13 protein-coding genes are annotated in these 17,757 nt (G+C 56.5%); 9 read left to right on the forward strand and 4 right to left on the reverse strand.

Annotation, left to right across the window (positions count from 1 at the left end; all coding sequences use genetic code 11):
* Window positions 1-116 precede the first annotated feature (116 nt).
* Window positions 117-2,126 carry a methyl-accepting chemotaxis protein gene (locus ACZYUB_RS05190; protein WP_463946107.1) on the forward strand — a complete coding sequence of 670 codons (2,010 nt, stop codon included), beginning with the start codon at window positions 117-119 and terminating at the stop codon, window positions 2,124-2,126.
* Here ACZYUB_RS05190 and ACZYUB_RS05195 read toward each other — a convergent pair.
* Window positions 2,123-2,884 carry a UTRA domain-containing protein gene (locus ACZYUB_RS05195; protein ID WP_463946108.1) on the reverse strand — a complete coding sequence of 254 codons (762 nt, stop codon included), beginning with the start codon at window positions 2,882-2,884 and terminating at the stop codon, window positions 2,123-2,125. The genes ACZYUB_RS05190 and ACZYUB_RS05195 overlap by 4 nt on opposite strands.
* A gap of 246 nt (window positions 2,885-3,130) precedes the next feature.
* On the opposite strand from ACZYUB_RS05195, the gene ACZYUB_RS05200 reads away from it, so the two are divergent.
* Genes ACZYUB_RS05200 through ACZYUB_RS05225 form a run of 6 tightly spaced genes read left to right on the forward strand, consistent with a single transcriptional unit; the run spans window position 3,131 to window position 8,512 of the window.
* Window positions 3,131-4,177 (forward strand): ABC transporter substrate-binding protein, encoded by a 1,047-nt coding sequence (locus tag ACZYUB_RS05200; RefSeq protein ID WP_463946110.1) that lies wholly within the window; start codon window positions 3,131-3,133, stop codon window positions 4,175-4,177.
* Window positions 4,178-4,180: 3 nt separating this feature from the next.
* Window positions 4,181-5,065: an alkaline phosphatase family protein gene (locus tag ACZYUB_RS05205; RefSeq protein WP_463946112.1), complete on the forward strand. Its 885-nt coding sequence runs from the start codon at window positions 4,181-4,183 to the stop codon at window positions 5,063-5,065.
* Window positions 5,058-5,966, forward strand: a complete 909-nt coding sequence (locus ACZYUB_RS05210; protein WP_463946114.1) for an ABC transporter permease — start codon at window positions 5,058-5,060, stop codon at window positions 5,964-5,966. Before ACZYUB_RS05205 ends, ACZYUB_RS05210 begins: the two co-directional genes overlap by 8 nt.
* Window positions 5,967-5,991: 25 nt before the next feature.
* The gene (locus tag ACZYUB_RS05215; RefSeq protein ID WP_463946196.1) at window positions 5,992-6,777 is read left to right on the forward strand and encodes an ABC transporter permease; all 786 of its coding nucleotides are present in this window, start codon (window positions 5,992-5,994) and stop codon (window positions 6,775-6,777) included.
* A gap of 56 nt (window positions 6,778-6,833) precedes the next feature.
* Entirely contained in the window at window positions 6,834-7,829 is a 996-nt protein-coding gene (locus ACZYUB_RS05220; RefSeq protein ID WP_463946115.1) for an ABC transporter ATP-binding protein, read from the forward strand.
* Window positions 7,829-8,512, forward strand: a complete 684-nt coding sequence (locus tag ACZYUB_RS05225; protein WP_463946116.1) for an HAD family hydrolase — start codon at window positions 7,829-7,831, stop codon at window positions 8,510-8,512. The genes ACZYUB_RS05220 and ACZYUB_RS05225 overlap by 1 nt, the downstream gene beginning before the upstream one ends.
* 37 nt (window positions 8,513-8,549) lie before the next feature.
* Here ACZYUB_RS05225 and ACZYUB_RS05230 read toward each other — a convergent pair whose 3' ends face one another.
* A complete protein-coding gene (locus ACZYUB_RS05230) occupies window positions 8,550-10,745 on the reverse strand; it encodes a PAS domain S-box protein (protein WP_463946118.1) in 2,196 nt (731 codons plus the stop codon).
* Window positions 10,746-10,934: 189 nt separating this feature from the next.
* Window positions 10,935-13,649, reverse strand: a complete 2,715-nt coding sequence (locus ACZYUB_RS05235) for a family 14 glycosylhydrolase (RefSeq protein WP_463946119.1) — start codon at window positions 13,647-13,649, stop codon at window positions 10,935-10,937.
* A gap of 380 nt (window positions 13,650-14,029) precedes the next feature.
* On the opposite strand from ACZYUB_RS05235, the gene ACZYUB_RS05240 reads away from it, so the two are divergent.
* The gene (locus ACZYUB_RS05240; protein WP_463946121.1) at window positions 14,030-16,168 is read left to right on the forward strand and encodes a methyl-accepting chemotaxis protein; all 2,139 of its coding nucleotides are present in this window, start codon (window positions 14,030-14,032) and stop codon (window positions 16,166-16,168) included.
* 215 nt (window positions 16,169-16,383) lie between these two features.
* Window positions 16,384-16,713, forward strand: coding sequence for a hypothetical protein (locus ACZYUB_RS05245; protein WP_463946123.1), 330 nt, complete (start codon window positions 16,384-16,386; stop codon window positions 16,711-16,713).
* Window positions 16,714-16,864: 151 nt separating this feature from the next.
* Here the strand turns inward: ACZYUB_RS05245 and mtgA are convergent, their stop codons facing one another.
* The gene (gene mtgA, locus ACZYUB_RS05250) at window positions 16,865-17,638 is read right to left on the reverse strand and encodes a monofunctional biosynthetic peptidoglycan transglycosylase (RefSeq protein WP_463946125.1); all 774 of its coding nucleotides are present in this window, start codon (window positions 17,636-17,638) and stop codon (window positions 16,865-16,867) included.
* Between the last annotated feature and the right edge of the window lie 119 nt (window positions 17,639-17,757).

Genomic DNA, 17,757 nt, shown 5'->3' on the forward strand with positions numbered 1-17,757 from the left:
TTCGCCTGTAAGGTCTCATCTGATGTACTCATTTCAAGCTGTGGATTGGCACTTCACGGTTTAGTGACCAGACTTACTCCTAACCACGGAGCCAATCCCACCGGGAGTACAACCCAATGCGTATCGCTACTCTTTCCCGCCTGATGCTTTCCGGCCTGTTTCTTTGTTCGTTGACACTGGGAGGAATTACCCTTTATGGCAACCATACCTTTACCCGGGCCATCCATTTTATCTTGCAAGATGCGTGGAATACCGCTGACGGTGCTATGGAGTCGGTGATCCAGCTTGAATATGAGCAACTGCTGATCCAGAAAATGCTGGCCGGCATCCCGCTGGATCAACAATTATTGCAAGCCACCCGCACAGCCGCCGATGCGGCTCTGGAGCGGGTCGTCACTTCGCGCCTTGTCCCCCCGGATCTGTTGCAGCAGTTGTCACAAACCATCCGTGACTACCAAACACGCCAAAACGCCTTGCTGTCCGCATTTCAGGAGTACGAACGTCTGGACAAGACCTTTCGGCAGCGAGCTGAACAGCTCAATCAGCTCTCGGCTCAAATGGAGATAGTCGGCGATCAGGCAGTGGAGGAGTTAGAGCAGAATCCTGATCAGATGTTGAGCTGGAATCATGACCTGCAGCAACGCTGGAACGCTGCGGACGGCGGGATGGAATCCAATATCGGTTTTTTACGTCAACTCTACATCGTGCAAAAAATGCAGCAACAAGGGCCCACGCCTGCATTACAAGAAGAGCTGCAGATGGCGCAAAAGTTTCATCAGGATGCTGCTGAGGCCATGTTGGGAAGCGGCCGCTTCGATATTCCAGCTCGAGCGCCTTGGGAGGGTAAAAGTTACGCACAGACTTACCGTGACTTGTTAAGTCAGCATCAGGAGGCGCTACAGCAGCTGGTCAGTGCCCTGGCTCGCAAGGTCCAGGCTGAAGCGGCCTACCAGCAACAAGCGGCGCTCCTTATTACCCGACTGACCGATGTCGAGAGCAAGGGCGATCTGGTGGTAGAAAGCCAAAGCGGGGTGGTCGAAGCACTAGCCAGCAACCTGAATCGCCTGGCGATCGGTGCTATCGCACTGGTTCTGCTGATGGTGGTATTGGCGGGCTGGTGGCTGCAGAGCAAGTGCATGAGCCCGCTGCTTTCTGTCACTCGCCGGATGGCCGATATAGCCCGCGGTGAAGCCAACTTGCGGGCACGATTGAATATTCACCGTCAGGACGAGATCGGCGATTTGGCACGGCACTTCGATGCGTTTATCAGCAAACTGCAAAAGACGATCCAGGACACACTAACCAGCAGTCAGCAGATGAGCCAGCAAATTGAAGATTCCGTAGATCGTTTTCAGGCGATAGGTGCCAGTTCCTTGCAGACTGCCAACCATGCCGAAGGATTACAGCAGGACAGTCAGCAGATGGTGGCTGTGGCCCATTCCATTGCCGGCAACTGCCAGGATGCCGCTCGTATGGCGACCGATGTCGCCACCATGACCGAACAGGGTAGCCAGTTTGTCCAACGAGCAGATCAGGAGATGAGCACTGTCGTGCGGGAAGTTCAAGCCAGTGCTGACGCAATCCAGACCCTGACCCAACAAGCCGAGCGGATCGGACATATTATTGCCACTATCAGCAGCATCTCGGCGCAAACCAACTTACTCGCGCTGAATGCGGCCATCGAAGCCGCACGAGCCGGAGAAATGGGCCGCGGCTTCGCAGTGGTAGCCGATGAAGTAAGAACCCTGGCTCAGAGAACCGCCAACTCCAGCGATGAAATAACCGGCGTCATCTCCCAGATCCAGGCCAGCATTCAAAGTGCCTCCCAGATGATGCTGACTTGTGTCCGGCAAGTAGAAGCCGGGATGGCCGACTCACGGCAAACCAGCCTGATGCTGGGACAAATCAGCGAGTCAATGGAACAGCTGAGCGGACGGGTCCATCAGATAGCCAGCGCAACGGAGCAGATGTCGGCAACCCTGCACGAGGGGGCTGACAAAACAGCAAATATTGCCACTCAGGCACAGCAGGGAGAAGCCGAAACCCGTCACGGTTTGCAACTCGCCATGGCGATCAAACATTCCAGCCAGCAGCAGCAACAGACGCTGGCACAATTCCAGCTTTAACGAGTCGATTCTTGCCGTGGTGGGTCTGCAGGCCCATCACACCATGGCTGGCTTTCGATCCGGATGGCAACAGCATCATGCCGCCAATATTCCCGGTCACAATCGATGAGCCGCCCTTGTTCGTCATAGTTGATCCGGGTGATCAGCAACACAGGCGCACCATCCGCCAGATTTAACCCGCGAGCCACAGCCCCCCGTGCTGCACCTGGCACAATATCGAAACAGGAACGGCCATAACGGATCCCGTACTGTTCGGCATAGAGTCGGGTCAAGGATTGTTCAAGATCGCAATCCAGCAATCCCGGGAAGCGCGATGGCAGTAAATAGTGCTCCACGTAGAGCACGCTGCGCCCATCCAGCTGTCGCACACGATTGATTTGCAGCATGGCACTCAAGGGCGGCAGCAGTAGTTGCTGGCATAGTCCGGCGGGGGCCACGATCAAACCCGCACTCTGAACCCGGGTTGTGACCTGACGGTTTTGCGCTTCGACCATGGCCTGGAAATGGCTCTTGTAGCGCGGATCGTAAATAAACCGGGCCGAGGCGACAAACCAGCCTCGACGCTCTTCACGATAGATTTTTCCCTCTGCCTCCAGCGCCGCCAACGCCTCCTTCAACGTAATTCGGGTGGTGGCAAAGCGCTCACTCAACTCGCGCTCTGATGGTAATCGCGTGCCCGGCAATAGCAGACCGGCATTAATCTGCTCCAGCAGTGCCTGACGGATCTGCGCCATCTGGGTGGTTGCGAGAGAATTCACGTCTGGGCTAGTCCAGCTATGCATAAAGGTCCTTTCAACGACTCAACATATTTCATAGCAATAGCATACTCCCGGTTATTCCACACCAGAGCATCGGCATGCCACCACAAATGTTCATTTTACCGTCACCCGAGTGTCATCTAGCGTCATTGATAATCAGGCATGCCAGTTGCAAAGACCTTATTGCACTGACCTAGTCCAATTCGCCAATCACCTCCGCCCATAACCTCTAAAGGAACGGAAACGATGAAACAACTTACACCCTATCTGATTGCTACTTCATTGCTATTCACCGTCCCCGCATTTGCGGCCGATACTACGGCATTGCTGACTGCGGCCAAGGCCGAAGGGGAAGTCAACAGTGTCGGCATGCCCGACAGCTGGGCGAACTGGAAGGACACCTGGGCCGATTTAGGCCGTCTGTATGGCCTCAAGCATGTGGATACCGACATGAGTTCGGCGGAAGAGATCGCGAAATTCGCCGCCGAAAAAGAGAATGCCACGGCCGATATTGGTGATGTTGGGCATGCATTTGGCCCCATAGCAGTGCAAAAAGGCGTCACCCAGGCCTACAAACCCAGCCATTGGGACGAGATCCCGGCCTGGGCCAAGGATCCGGATGGTCACTGGATGCTGGCCTATACCGGCACCATCTCCTTTATGATCAATAAAGATCTGGTTGCCAATCCGCCCAAAAGCTGGGCCGACCTGCGCAGTGGCAAATACAAGGTGACACTGGGCAACGTCGGTGTGGCCTCCCAGGCCAATAACGGCGTTCTGGCCGCGGCTATTGCCGGTGGCGGTGATGAAACCAACCTGGAGCCGGCACTGGAGCTGTTTGCCGATCTGGCCAAACAGGGACGTCTCTCGCTGACGGATCCGACACTGGCCTATATCGAGAAAGGTGAAGTGGAAGTGGCGGTTCTGTGGGACTTTAATGCCCTGAACTACCGGGATCAGATCGATGCCAAGCGCTTTAGTGTCGTCATTCCAAGCGATGGTTCAGTGATCTCCGGCTATACCACTCTCATCAACAAATACGCCAAGCATCCCAATGCCGCTAAATTGGCCCGTGAATATATCCTGAGCGATGCCGGTCAAATCAATCTGGCCAAGGGCTATGCCCGTCCGATCCGTCCAAGCGTGAAGTTGCCCGCCGAGGTGGAAGCCAAACTGATCCCGGCAGCACAGTATGCATCGGCCAAGCCGGTCAAGGATTTTGAAGCCTGGAGTAATGCGGCCAAGACCCTGCCCCGCCTGTGGCAGGAAAAAGTCATGATCAATCAGCAGTAAGCCATGTCGAACAAGGTCATTTACCTCATCATCGATGGCCTGGCCTGGCAGGTAGCCCGCGACAATATGGGCTACCTGCTCGCGCTGTGTGAGGCCGGACAAGCCAGTCGCTATCAGCTCGAGTGCGAGCTGCCATCCCTGTCGCGCCCGCTGTACGAAACCTTGCTTACCGGGCAGACACCTGTGCACAGCGGCATCCGTCATAATGGCGTCAATCGCCTCTCCAACCAGATCAGCCTCTTTCATCTGACCCGAGATGCGGGTCTCGTCACCGCTGCTGCGGCTTACCACTGGTTTAGCGAATTGTATAATCGAAGCCCCTATCAAGCGCGACGGGATCGGATCACGGATGACCCGACATTGCCGATCCAGCATGGCCGTTTTTATCATCAGGACCATTATCCAGATGATCACTTGCTGTTGGATGCAGATGATCTGTTGCGCCGCTTTGAGCCGGATTTGTTACTGATCCACCCGATGAACGTCGATGATGCCGGGCATAAGTACGGTCTCGACTCGCCCCAGTATCGCAACAGCGCCCGACAGTTTGATCTGTGGTTGGCGGAATATCTGCCCGACTGGCTGGCCGCTGGTTACCAAATTCTGATCACCAGTGATCACGGCATGAATAACGACAAGACCCACGGCGGCGCCTTGCCCTGTGAGCGCCAGGTCCCGCTGTTTCTGCTCGGCAACTGCTTCAGTCACGCCGCGGATCTGCAACCCCGCCAAGTCGAACTCTGCGGCACTCTGGCCAGTCTGCTGGGGTTATCTCACTCCCTGCCCTGCTGCAAAGACCTGCTCAAGCCACCTGCGGGAGCGGATATGCGCCTCCTGGTCCTCGATACCCACACAACACCTGATCCAGATGGAGGCGGCCATGACTGATGAAGCCCTACTCTTGCCGATGGAGAGCGCCATGAGAGCAACGTCTCGCTCACGAACTCAGCATCTACTGCGCCTGATGCGACGGGGGATCCCCATGCTGTGGTTGCTCCCCCTGCTGCTGATCCTGGTTATTTTTACCTTTGCGCCTCTCGGCTGGATCCTGCATAGCTCGCTCGCCACCGAACAGGGCTGGTCACTGAGCCGCTTCCATGAGCTGCTGACCTCGGCCTTCTACCGGCAAGCCTTCGGTAACAGTCTTTATCTGTCATTGGGCTCGTCGGTGGCTGGCTTGTTACTGGCAACACTGGGGGCCGCCTCGCTGCGTCGGGTGGGTGGGCGCCTACGCAACTGGGTCATAGCCCTTACCAATATGACCAGCAACATGGCCGGTGTTCCCCTGGCTTTCGCTTTTATCGTGATCCTGGGAACGAATGGAGCCATTACTCTGGCTCTGCGCCAGGGGCTGGGTATCGAGGGCTTCAATCTCTATTCGATGAACGGTTTGCTGCTGGTCTACACCTATTTTCAGATCCCGCTGGCCTTGCTGCTGCTCTATCCGGCGTTCGATAACCTCAACGATGACTGGCGTGACGCCGCATCGCTGTTAGGCGCCTCGCCGCTGCGCTATGTCTGGCATGTGGCGCTGCCCGTGCTGGCCCCGGCACTGCTGGGAACCTTTATCCTGCTGTTTGCCAACAGCATGGGCGCCTATGCCAGCGCCTATGCCCTCACCTCCGGCAATTACAACCTGTTGACCATCCGCATTGCCAGCATGGTCGCCGGTGACTTGTTCCTGGAGCCGGAGCTCGCAGCCGCCCTGTCGGTCTTGCTGATGGGCCTGCTCGCCCTGATTGCCTGGGCCAATCAACTCTTGCTGCGGAGAGTCCGTCATGGCCGCTGATACCTCACACCCAACTAAACTACCCATGCGTGGTCGTCGCTGGCGAGCCATTCATTACCATCAGTTGGTAGTGGTCAGCTTGATGGCACTCTTGCTGCTCCCGATTGCCGCCACCCTGGTCTATTCGCTCTCCAGTCGCTGGGGCGCCACCATTTTACCCGATGGCTTCAGCCTGGGATGGTACCTGCAATTGTGGAGTGAACCCCGCTTTCTGGCAGCATTCGCCCGCTCCCTGCTGGTCTGTGGTGGAACCTTGCTGCTGGCCGTTCTTGTCGTGGTACCGGCAGCATTTGTGGTGTTTTATTACTATCCGAAACTGGATCGCTGGATGAACCTGCTCATCCTGCTGCCATTTGCCATGCCGCCTGTGGTCAGTAGCGTCGGGCTACTCAGCCTCTATGCCGATGGCACCTTGCCGATCATTGGTACTCCCTGGGTGCTGCTGGGCTGCTATTTCACCATTATTTTGCCCTTTTTATATCGCGCCCTGGCCAACCGGTTGCAGAGTCTGGATCTGCATAGCCTGATGGAGGCGGCGCAATTGCTGGGCGCCTCGGCGCCGCGAGCCTTTCTGTGCGTGGTCTTGCCCTCGTTACGCAAAAGCTTGTTTGCGTCGCTGTTTCTGTCGTTTTCGTTTTTGATGGGCGAATTCGTATTCGCCAATCTGCTGGTCGGAACCCGCTTCGAGACGTTGCAGATCTATCTGTACAACATGCGCTCGACCAGCGGTCACTACACCAGTGCCGTGGTGATGAGCTATTTCCTGATCACCCTGATCCTGACCTGGATTGCGACCCGTTTTAATCGCTGAGGACAGCCCGACGCGTCGTTAGTCGTTGCTATGTCACGAAGACCAAGGAGTCATCGATGTCGTTTTTCGAGATCCAGAATTTAAGTAAACAATATGCCGGTCGCCCAGTGTTCCGAGATCTGGATCTGAGCATTGGTGCCGGCGAGTTCATCACCCTGCTTGGGCCAAGCGGCTGCGGTAAATCCACCCTGCTGCGTTGTATGGCCGGACTGAGCCGTCCGGATCAGGGCTCACTGTTCATGGCCGGTGAAGAGATCACCCATCTACCACCACAAAAACGCGGCATTGGTATGGTGTTCCAAAGTTATGCCTTGTTCCCGAATATGACGGTGCAGCAGAACATCACCTTTGGGCTGCGGATGCAGGGTCTGGCGCAAGCCGAACAGCACAGTGCGGTGCAGGAGATCATCGAGCTGGTTGAGCTGACCGGCAAAGAGCTCGCCATGCCCGATGAGCTCTCGGGCGGCCAGAAGCAACGAGTCGCACTGGCGCGCGCCCTCGTGGTTCGCCCTCGCCTCTTGCTGTTGGACGAACCGCTGTCGGCACTGGATGCCCGTATTCGTCGTCACTTGCGTGAACAAATCCGCACCATCCAGCAACAACTGGGTCTGACAACTGTCTTTGTGACCCATGATCAGGAGGAGGCGCTGACCTTGTCGGACCGCATTGTACTGATGCATGAAGGGAACATAGTGCAGGCCGGATCAGCAGAGAGCCTCTATACCCGTCCGGAGAGCCGCTTCGCCGCCCAGTTCATTGGTCAATACAATTTGCTCTCTGCCACCGAAGCCTGGACGCTGCTCGGGCGGACAATCGAAGGGCAACTGGCGATACGTCCTGAATCCATTTCCCTACTCCCTGCCAGCCAGAGCGAGCACGTAGGGAGAGTGCTGGATCACCAGTTGTTGGGCAATGTGATCCGCTACCGGATTGACTGCCGTGGTGTCATTCTCAAAGTCGATGCCCTCAATCGGGATGCGGCCGCGCTGTTAATCGCCGGAAGCCAGATAGGGCTGAGTATCGCTGAACCTGAACTCTGCGAGGTTGCTTGATGGCACTAGCCCTATTTGATCTGGATGACACCCTGCTCGATGGCGACAGCGCGACCCTCTGGTTTCACTACATGGTGGCCCATGGCATAGCCCCGGCAGCCATGCTGGCCGAAGAGGAGCAGATGATGGCACGCTATTATGCCGGTGAGCTGGAGATGGCTGATTATATGGCCTTCACCCTGCAGCCCCTGGCAGGCATGAGCGTAGACAGGGTTGATACGTATTGTCAGCGCTTTGCAGAGACCATTGCCGTCCCGCGACTGTTTCGTGAAGGCATCCACCAACTGGCGTGGCATCGTGCGCAGGGCGATGAGTTGGTACTAATCTCCGCCAGTGGTGCACATATCGTCCGCCCCATAGCGACCTTTTTGGGGATCCCCGCTGACCATGTGCTTGCCATCGAACTGGAACAACGAGATGGCTGCTATACCGGCCAGACCTCGGGGGTCTTGAGCTTTCGCGAAGGCAAGGTGACGCGGTTGCGCAGTTGGCTGGCAGCACAAGGTCGGCATGAACAAGCCCAGTATGGCTATAGCGACTCGATTAATGATCTCCCCATGCTGCGACACGTTCGTCAGCCGCGAGTCGTCAATCCAGGCGCGGCATTACTGCACGAGGCGCAGCGACAGCAGTGGGAAGTCTTGCGTTGGTGTATTCGCCAGAACGAAGCGGAACCATCATAACGGGGGCGTAGAGAAACCATTGCTCGCGACAGCTTGATTATCGCGCCTCCTCATCCATCAGCAGATAGCCATTCTTGCCCTGTTGTTTTACTCGATACATGGCCTCGTCGGCCTGTTGGATCAATCGCTCACCGCTCACGGCTCCGGTTTGCGGGTAAGTAGCCAGCCCAATACTGGCACTGACCCGCAGACGCAGATCGGCAATCACCACCGGGCGGGCGATCACCCGCAACAGTCGCTTGATCAGGCGCACCAGATCCTGGCGATTGCCGCTGCCATGGATCACACCGATGAATTCATCCCCGCCGATGCGGGCAATCAAATCCTGCTCACGTAGGGTCATACGCATGCGCCGCGTGATCGCGATAAGCAGCTGATCCCCGATACCATGACCATGGGCATCATTGACCTGCTTGAAACCATCCAGATCGATATAAGCGATGACCAGCCGCTGTGAGGATTCGGGATAACAGCGCGCCATCAGCTCCGGCAGCTTGTCAAACAACAACTTGCGATTAGGCAACCCGGTCAGTAAATCATGATAGGCCTGCTGCTCCAGCTGATGCTGATACTGTTTCTTGTCGGAAATATCAGAGGCCAGACAGACATAATGACGCGGCGTGCCATGCTCGTCCGTCACTGCACTAATGGTCAGTTGCTCGGCAAAAATTTCACCGTTTTTGCGGCGATTCCACATCTCACCGCTCCAGTGTCCCCGGGTATGAAGTGAATGCCAGAAGCTGCGGTAAAACTCCGCATCCTGATAGCCAGATTGCAATAGCTTTGGATTGCGTCCTATCACCTCGTCGGCGGTATATCCGGTCATCTCACAGAATGCCTGGTTGATTTTTACAATGCGACCTTCGGCATCAGTGATCAGAATAGCCTCACGGGCTGCCGTCAATACGCTGGCCGCTAAGCGTAGCGCCTCTTCATCTCGCCGCTGGGCGGTAATGTCCTGCAATGTAGAAATGACGGCATAGGGGCGAAGATCATCCGCATGAAATAGCGGCTGGCAGTTGACTCGTAACCAAATGATCGCCTCTCGCCCTCGCCGCACTCCCATGATGGCATCCCGTATCGGATGCCCTGACGCCAGACACCGGCAGGCCGGGTGTTCATCCAGAGATAATGGCTGGCCATCCTCCTGAAGTCGTTGCCAGCTCGCGCCACTCAGGGTGCTGCCAACAAAGGCTTCCGGGGACAAGCCGAAGATCCGGCAGGCTTCCTGATTCACCGCCAGAATCGAGCGCCCCTGATCCAGCATCACACAGCCGACTGGCAGGCTGTCATGCAAGGCTCGATAGCGTAGCTCACTGTCACGCAAGGCCAACTCGGCCATCTTGCGCGCCGAAATATCGAGGTGGGTTCCAGCCATCTGCAGCGGGGCTCCATCCCTATCCCGGGTCATGATTTGTCCACGGCATAACACCCAGACCCAGTGCCCGAGGCGATGCCGCAATCGCAATTCAGATTCTACATTCGGCAGGCGGCCAGCAATGTGCGCCTGCAAGATGGCATCGGCATGTAACCAATCCTCTGGATGCATCAATCGTTGCAGGGTCTGACGAGTCACCGGCTCCAGTTCATGATTTTCATAACCCAGCATCTGGGCCCAATAGGCGTTGATGAGAATCTCATCCGACGCTAAACACCACTCCCAGGTTCCCGCCTGGGTGCCGGACAAAATATTTTGCAAGCGCTGTCGCTTGGCTCTGAGTTGAGCCTCGGTCATCAGTCGCTCGGTCAGATCATAGATAATGGAGTAGAGCAACGGCTGCCCATCGATGATCACAGGCCCGCAATGCACCTCGACCTGACGGATGTCGCCATTGGCCAGGCGATGGGGAAATTGAAAATAACAACGCTGCTCGGCAACAGCTTTGTTCATCTCCAGATGGATTTGTTGCGGAGTGAGGCAGTTAATCTCCGTAATTTTCATTGTCTGCAACTGCTGCTGTGAATAACCATAAAACAGTACGGCAGCGGGATTGGCCTGAACAATGCTCCCACTTTGTGGCTCGATCAGCAGCTGTGGCGTTTTGGCTTTTTCAAAGAAAATTTGATAACTGTTATCCGCAGGCTGGTGGCCGGGTGGCTGCAACTCTGCCACCAGGAGCCGCCAGTCAGGGTCCGCAGCCAAGTCGGAGCCCACCGATAACTCATGCAGTTGGCGCACAATAAGATTCAGTTGCTGCCGCAATTGTTGTCGTTGCTTGGACTCTTGGTTCACATGTCCCTCATGTGGTTGGACAGCTTGCGATCTTCACCCTACGCCAGACGAGTGAATTTCGTCGCGGATGAGCCATTTTTGTCACCAGATGACTCCGAAAGTGTAGGCCATGCCGCCTTGGGACTGTACAACAATGAAAATAAAAAAACGGCCGCCGAAGCGACCGTCTGTAAGCGACTGCAGTCACCGCTATTGGAACTGGTTAATCAACCACTGCAGGCGTTCACGGGGGGTTTTGTCCTCGTCGAAGAAGTTCTGCATCCGCAAGAAGGTGATACCCCCGAATCCCGGGGTTCGATGCAGGGCCGATGCGATCTGCTTCCATCCCTGCTCACCATACAGCTCACCGGCCAGCGCATTCTCTCCCATCAGGGCAATGCCCAATTCATGGGCTGCATCAGCAAACCAACCGACCAGATCCGCGGCTCGTGAATAACCTTCGTAGTCCTTGTTGATCATCTCCAGACAGGTGAAATGCAGCACAATTCGCGATCTATATTCCGAGGGCACTAGCTGATCCAGCAGTTGCACATATTCCCGCTGATTATGAGGGCCCAGGGTCGGATGGGGTTTGATCAGACCCGCGGTGATCTCGGCGACACGAGGTGACTGCGGATCACTGATCTCCCAGTGAATGCCGGGCACCTTGATTCCAATCGGGATCGAGCGCCATGCCGGATCATCGAACAGACCGACTGACATCTCGACGATGCGACGGCCATGAGCCACCAAGGCTCCGTGATACCAGCTGAGAAACTCACGCGCCCAGGCCGAGTAGACATACTCCTTATTCTCGAACAGGTGGTCGGCAATCGGCATGCTGATGGCTTCAAACTGACTATGCCGGGTACCGAAGGCATAATTCAGGGCTTGGATGGAGGCAAAGCGCGAGGCAAGGTAGCGACGCCAATCCTGCTCGGCCAGCGGGCTGTAGCATTGCAGCGTGCCCCGGTTGGGATAGTTGCCCCAATCGTGGGAGTTGTAACTGGGATAGCGCAACTCCCCTGCCGGACCCAGACTGATATTGATCTCGGCAATCATGCTGGCGCGCGCCGCATAATGATCCCGGAAGGCACTGATAAAGCTGCGGTAATAGGGCATCACATAGGCATCGGCCCACAAGGAGACATACTCCATGGAGGCATCACCGGTTTCACTGACATACTGCAGATCTCGCACCGAACCCAGCTCGGGGTGACTATCCAACAGCTTGCCCCACAACCACAGCGGTATGGTCTGCATAAAATCGTCGTTCACGTTGCCACCGGCTTGGTGGAACGACAAGATCGGCACCCATTGCATATCGTGCTGGGCCAGCAAGGCCACCACGCGATCGTAATAGCTCCAGTCAAATTGACCGGCCTGACGCCCTTCGATGAGCCCCCACCAGAGATCGGTGGAGATGGCCGTGACCCCCATGCGCCTTAGAGTGCGGACTTCCTCGGTGAATTTCCGCCACTCCGCCTCCGATAAGAGTTGCCGCTGGTTGGCCACTTTCAGATGCAGCGGGCCCATGACCCGGAATGCCTTGTGCCCCAGACGCGCCACCTGCCCCTGCCCATGGCGCAAGCGGGTGAGCTGCCGCAAGCGTGCCTCGCCGACTCCCGGACTCAGCAACACATCCAAATCCCGGATCACCCAGCCACAGTAAGTGGCATGATTGAGCACGGAGCCGACCAGGTGGTCCCATTGCGGGTGATCGTCCAGGCTCAGACGCTGACTATTCTCCGCCAGCACCGGCAACTTGAGTTGTTTGGCCGCCTGTAGCCAATCACCAATCAGCACAGGCTCACTCTCGCCATGGCTGACCCCGGCACCGGTCAACAGCAGGCGACAGCGAGTTCGCAGCCCAGAGGGCAGCAATTGTTCGAGGGTTTGGTGAAAGATCTCGCCCCGCGACAGCACCGAGTGAGGTTCTGAAATAAACCCTGCCACCATCTCAGCCAGAGCCGTATTGCTGTGCAGCAATCGCGGCAAACGGCCAGGCAAGCGCAGGCCCAGAGTACAGTGCTGCCACTCCTCGCTGAATACATCGGCGCTGAGCGTCAGCACCTCTCGGCCATAGGACACCAGACAGTCATGATACCAGCGACAGAAGTCTCGTTCCGGGGTTCCGGCGCTCGGATCCTGCAGGCGCTCGGTGATAGCGATCACCTGCTTTTTCAACACAGCAGGGTGACTCAAGTCCAGCCCCGGCGCCTGCCATGCCTGTTGCCAGGCCGACAGAGACTGGTATTTGTGCAGCATGGCATCAGCCAAGATGCCCAGCGCGCGCTGGCTGTAACAGGGGAAATAGGCCGATAACCCCTCTTCGGCATAGTGACCGAGGAAGGGATAGCGCCACTCGCCCTCGGGACCGACCCCCAACTGGATGTGACGAATAGCGGGAGCGAATGCCGACAAGTGATGGGCAAAACCACGCATAAACTGGCGGAAATAGGGCATGGTCACGGCCGAAGCCCACAGAGAGGTCGCCATGATGCTGTCGCGACCATGTTGATCCAGATACTTGAGGCTATCCAGCGGCATGTCCGCGGGCAGCTCTTGCTGCAAACGTCCCCATAGCCAATCGGGAAGCAGACTCATATACCGGACATCACTCATGCCGCGGGCGACCAGTGCCAAGTCCGGCACGATTTGTAGCCCTTCGCCACGGATCATCGTGAACAGCTGGTGATAAGGATGCCAGGCAGTAACTTCGTCCACCTGCTCGGGGGTGAACGGCGCAATATGCCGCCAACTGACCGGCACTATGACACCATCCACACCCGCCAGGCGGGCGCGGCGTAATTTTTGCTGGAGTGAAAGAAATTGCTCGGGTGTGGCGGGAAGCTGCAGAAGATTGCGCGTCAGATCGGCGCTGAGATGAACCCAAACCTGCAAGGGTGACTTGATAGTATCCATATCTCTCTCTGGCCATCGTCGAGGATGGCAACCGGAATGTCGGTGGTGTTTTCCCGTGTCAGAGCTGAAACTGCAAATCTGGTATGCTTTTCAGCTGGCCACCCTGTGATCCAGAGCACAATTATCGGCAACTGACCCAACACAGCGGCACTCCATGAAACTTAGGGAATTCATCCGGAACTTAGTGTTGTGGATGAATATTCTGTTGTGCAATTTTGCATCCCCAGCACAGCACAAAAGAACCGAATTGGTGCAAGCACAAGAAAATACATAGTATTTCTCAATAGGTTATAACAAAAAAACAGCGTATCCCTCTACCAAAGTGCGAGCTGGCTCATATATTATCAAACACCACAGGAAGACGCGTTTAGGGAATATTTATGCGTGCAATCTCCATACAATGGAAGATATCTCTGCTGGCAGGTGCCTGCCTGCTGGTTTCAACCGTAGCCTTAACCGGCATCGCAGTCTACGCCGCTCACCACACCAACCAGATGGTGGTATCGGAATCCAGCGAAGAGCTGAAGATCAATGCCGAGCAAATCTTGGCCCAGCAGGCGGAGACCGAATCGTCCCGCGTGGTGAATTATCTCAACGATGCGGTGATCCGTGGCGAGATGGTGGTTCAGGCGCTCAAATTCCAGAAGGCCTTTGCCGAAGATAATCTGCTCAGCAGTGAAGTGCTGCGCGGCGCCATCAATCAGACCATGCGCTCCGCCGTCGAACATTCCGAGCATATCCTGGCCGGCTACGCCGTCTATTTGCCGGATGCCCTGGATGCGGAAGATGCCAATTATGTCGGCTCCACCAACCTGGGTGCCAACGACAGTGGCCGTGCGGCCCTGTATTGGACTCGCAATGCCAAGGGTGAGTTGACACTGGAGACCATTGCCGAGAAGGAGCTCAAAGATACCAGTCTGGATGTCAATGGCATTGCTTCCACCGAATGGTTCCAGTGCAGTCAGCGCCACAAACAGAGCTGTCTGCTGGATCCCTATGTGGATGAGACCAGAACCCCGCCCGAGCTGATGACCTCGGTCACCTTCCCGATCCTTGAACAAGATGCGCTCAAGGGGATCGTCGGCCTGGATATCGAACTCGCCCATCTGCAGGATCTGGTGAAAACCATGGATCAGCGCATGTTCGATGGCGCAGGAGAAGTACTTCTGGTCAGCCAGCACGGCATCATTGCCGGGACCACCCAGCCTAAACTCAAGTTGGGAGCCGGTTTGCAAAAACTCGACCCGGCGCTGTTCAGCGCCCTGCAAGGCATGCTCAAAACTGATAAACGGCAAACTAGCTGGGACTCAGGCTCCCTGCGGGTCTTTATGCCGATCCATATGCAAGGCAGCCAAACCACCTGGGCCTTGCTGATCACCATGCCGGCAACCACCGTATTGCAGCACGCCACCCTGCTGGCAGAGAAACTCTCCGGCAAGCTGGGTGCGACCACCCTGCAGTTGGTCGGCTCCGCCTTCGTCGTCGGTCTGCTGGGCCTGCTGATTTTCTGGTTTGTCGCTCGCCAAATCTCTACCCCGCTGCGTCATGTCGCGGATCGGCTACGAGATATAGCCCAGGGTGAAGGGGATCTGACTCAGCGGATCACTCTACGTCGGGATGATGAGCTGGGTGAATTAGCCAGCTGGTTCAATGCCTTCCTTGACAAGATCCACGGTACGGTACGCGATATCGTCGAGGCGGTGCATCAAAGCCGCCAGAACACCGAACAAGCCAGCCAACTTTCCAGTGGCAGCCGTGAAGCCCTGCGGGCCCAGTTCAACGAGATTGATCTGGTCGCCTCCGCCTTTGAAGAGATGCACCAGACCTCGGGCGAAGTCGCGCAAAGCGCCAACCGGGTTGTGGTCGCGGCCGATAGTGCCGAAGTCTCGGCACAGCAAGGCAAGGCGGTAGTCGAAGAGACCCGTATCGCCATGGAGGAACTGATGCACTACATCAGTACCGCCAAGCCCAAAGTGGAAGAATTGTCTCGCAACAGTGACAGCATTAGCCAGATCCTGGAAGTGATCACCGCCATTGCCGAGCAGACCAACTTGCTGGCATTAAACGCCGCCATCGAAGCGGCCCGCGCCGGTGAGCAAGGTCGGGGTTTTGCGGTGGTAGCCGATGAAGTGCGTAATCTGGCCCGCCGTACCCAGGATTCAGTGGTCGAAATCCGTCAGGTGATCGCCAACTTGCAGTCCGGTACCGGTGAAGTGGTCAGTGCCATCCTCTCCAGCCACGAACAAGCCAACGTAACCCAGCAGCGCTCCCAACAGGCCGTGGTGATGATCGAGCAGATCACCCGCTCCATCTCCACCATCCAGGAGATGAGCAACCAGATCGAAATTGCGGTCAAGGAGCAAGGCAAGGTCAGCGGCGAGATCAGTCAGAACGTCAACAATATCCGCAAGGCGAGTGAGACCGTGACGCTAGCGGCGGAAGAGTCCAATGAAATGCTGGAGGGTCTGCACCGACTGGCCGATCAGCAGCAACAGTTGGTAGATCAATTCAAGGTTTGACGACGACTCGCATCTTAAATATCACGGGAGGCAGGAGCCTCCCGTTTTTTTGCCGACCATCTAACCCATAGCCCTGCAGAACAGTAAGTTTCTGCCAAGAAGTGGCGACGGCACGAGCTGGATGTAAGCCTGATGTAAAACTGTGCAAAAGCCCCCCTACGTCGGCCGCAAACGATTAGCCTAAGCCTGTCCAGACTGACGTTTATCGAGGAACTATGAAGCACCTTTCTATCCAAATCCGCACTGCGGCCCTGCTGACCTTGATGCTGTGTGGCCAGGGGTATGCCGAATCAGCCGTGCAGCACAAACACCCGGCAGGCGATCCGCCTACACCGCCAAAAGAGGCGTTCGAAGCCTGTGCCAACCTGATCGCCAAAGATCCCTGCACCATCACCCTGCCGGATAGTAACGTGCTGGATGGTAGCTGCGAGTTGGCCAAAAATGCTGAGCAGGTTGAGGCACTGGCCTGCCGCCCGACGCACATGCCACCCCCACCGGAACATGATGCCGATAAGTCAGATGATGCCGTCGAAGAGGTGGAGTAATAAACAGACTGGTGCTGACGCCGCTTGGTTGTTGAGCCGGTAATGGCGTGCGATTCAAGCCCAGCCATCACCGGGAACCCTTGCCTGCTCCCCCAAGCAGGCTTTTTTATGCAAGCGCGCCATAAGTCAACACGCCAGGTAGCACCGGTACTTATTGCCCGGGCTGGGGAAGATCCGCCTGCCGCATCCGCTGCAAGATGATGCTGGCCTTGCGCTGCAAGCGACGATCAGATCTGTGGGTCTGATAATAACGGGGGTTGGTCACCATGGCCGCCAACTGCGCCGCTTGAGATGGCCCCAACTGGCTGGCATGGACATGGTAATACTTGCGCGCTGCCGCTTCGACGCCGAATAAACCATTGCCCCATTCGATCACATTCAGGTAGAGCTCGAAGATCCGCTGCTTATCCAGAAAGGTCTCCAGCATAACGGTGATCAAGGCCTCTTCGGCTTTGCGCCACGGGGTTCGACTGGAAGAGAGGAACAAATTCTTGGCCAGTTGCTGGCTGATGGTCGATCCGCCCGCCACTATCTTGCCCTTCTTCAGATTTTTCTCCCATGCATGTTGCATCCCCGCCCAGTCAAACCCATCGTGTTCGGCAAACTTGGCATCTTCGGCAACCAGTAGCGCACGCTTGATATGGCGGGAGATCTTGGAGTAAGGCACCCACTGGTAGCGCAACTCGGCATCGGGATCGTCATCCTGCAGCCTCTCGAGCTGTTCACTCATCACGCTAGTCATATCTGGATTGATCCAGTTCAGACTGACGATATACGCCAGGATCCACAAGTTCCATGCCAGATAGAGCGACAAGAGCCCCCACAGCAGATGCGAGATCCGATAGTGCCGCCAATGAGCCGGAATGGCGCGCCGCAGCAGAGGTACACGACGCAGGGTGGCAAGGCAGGAGGCCGGCAGGGACATGGATCAACTCGAAATCGCAACAGAAGGCGACAAGTGTACCGAATCGCCCCTCACCCAGGCAATCAAAGAGACGGCCCCTCCAGACGCCACGCGGCAGGCCGTGGTAGCATAAGAGCCCG

It is taken from the genome of Pseudaeromonas sp. HNCC25DJ182 (assembly GCF_055413365.1).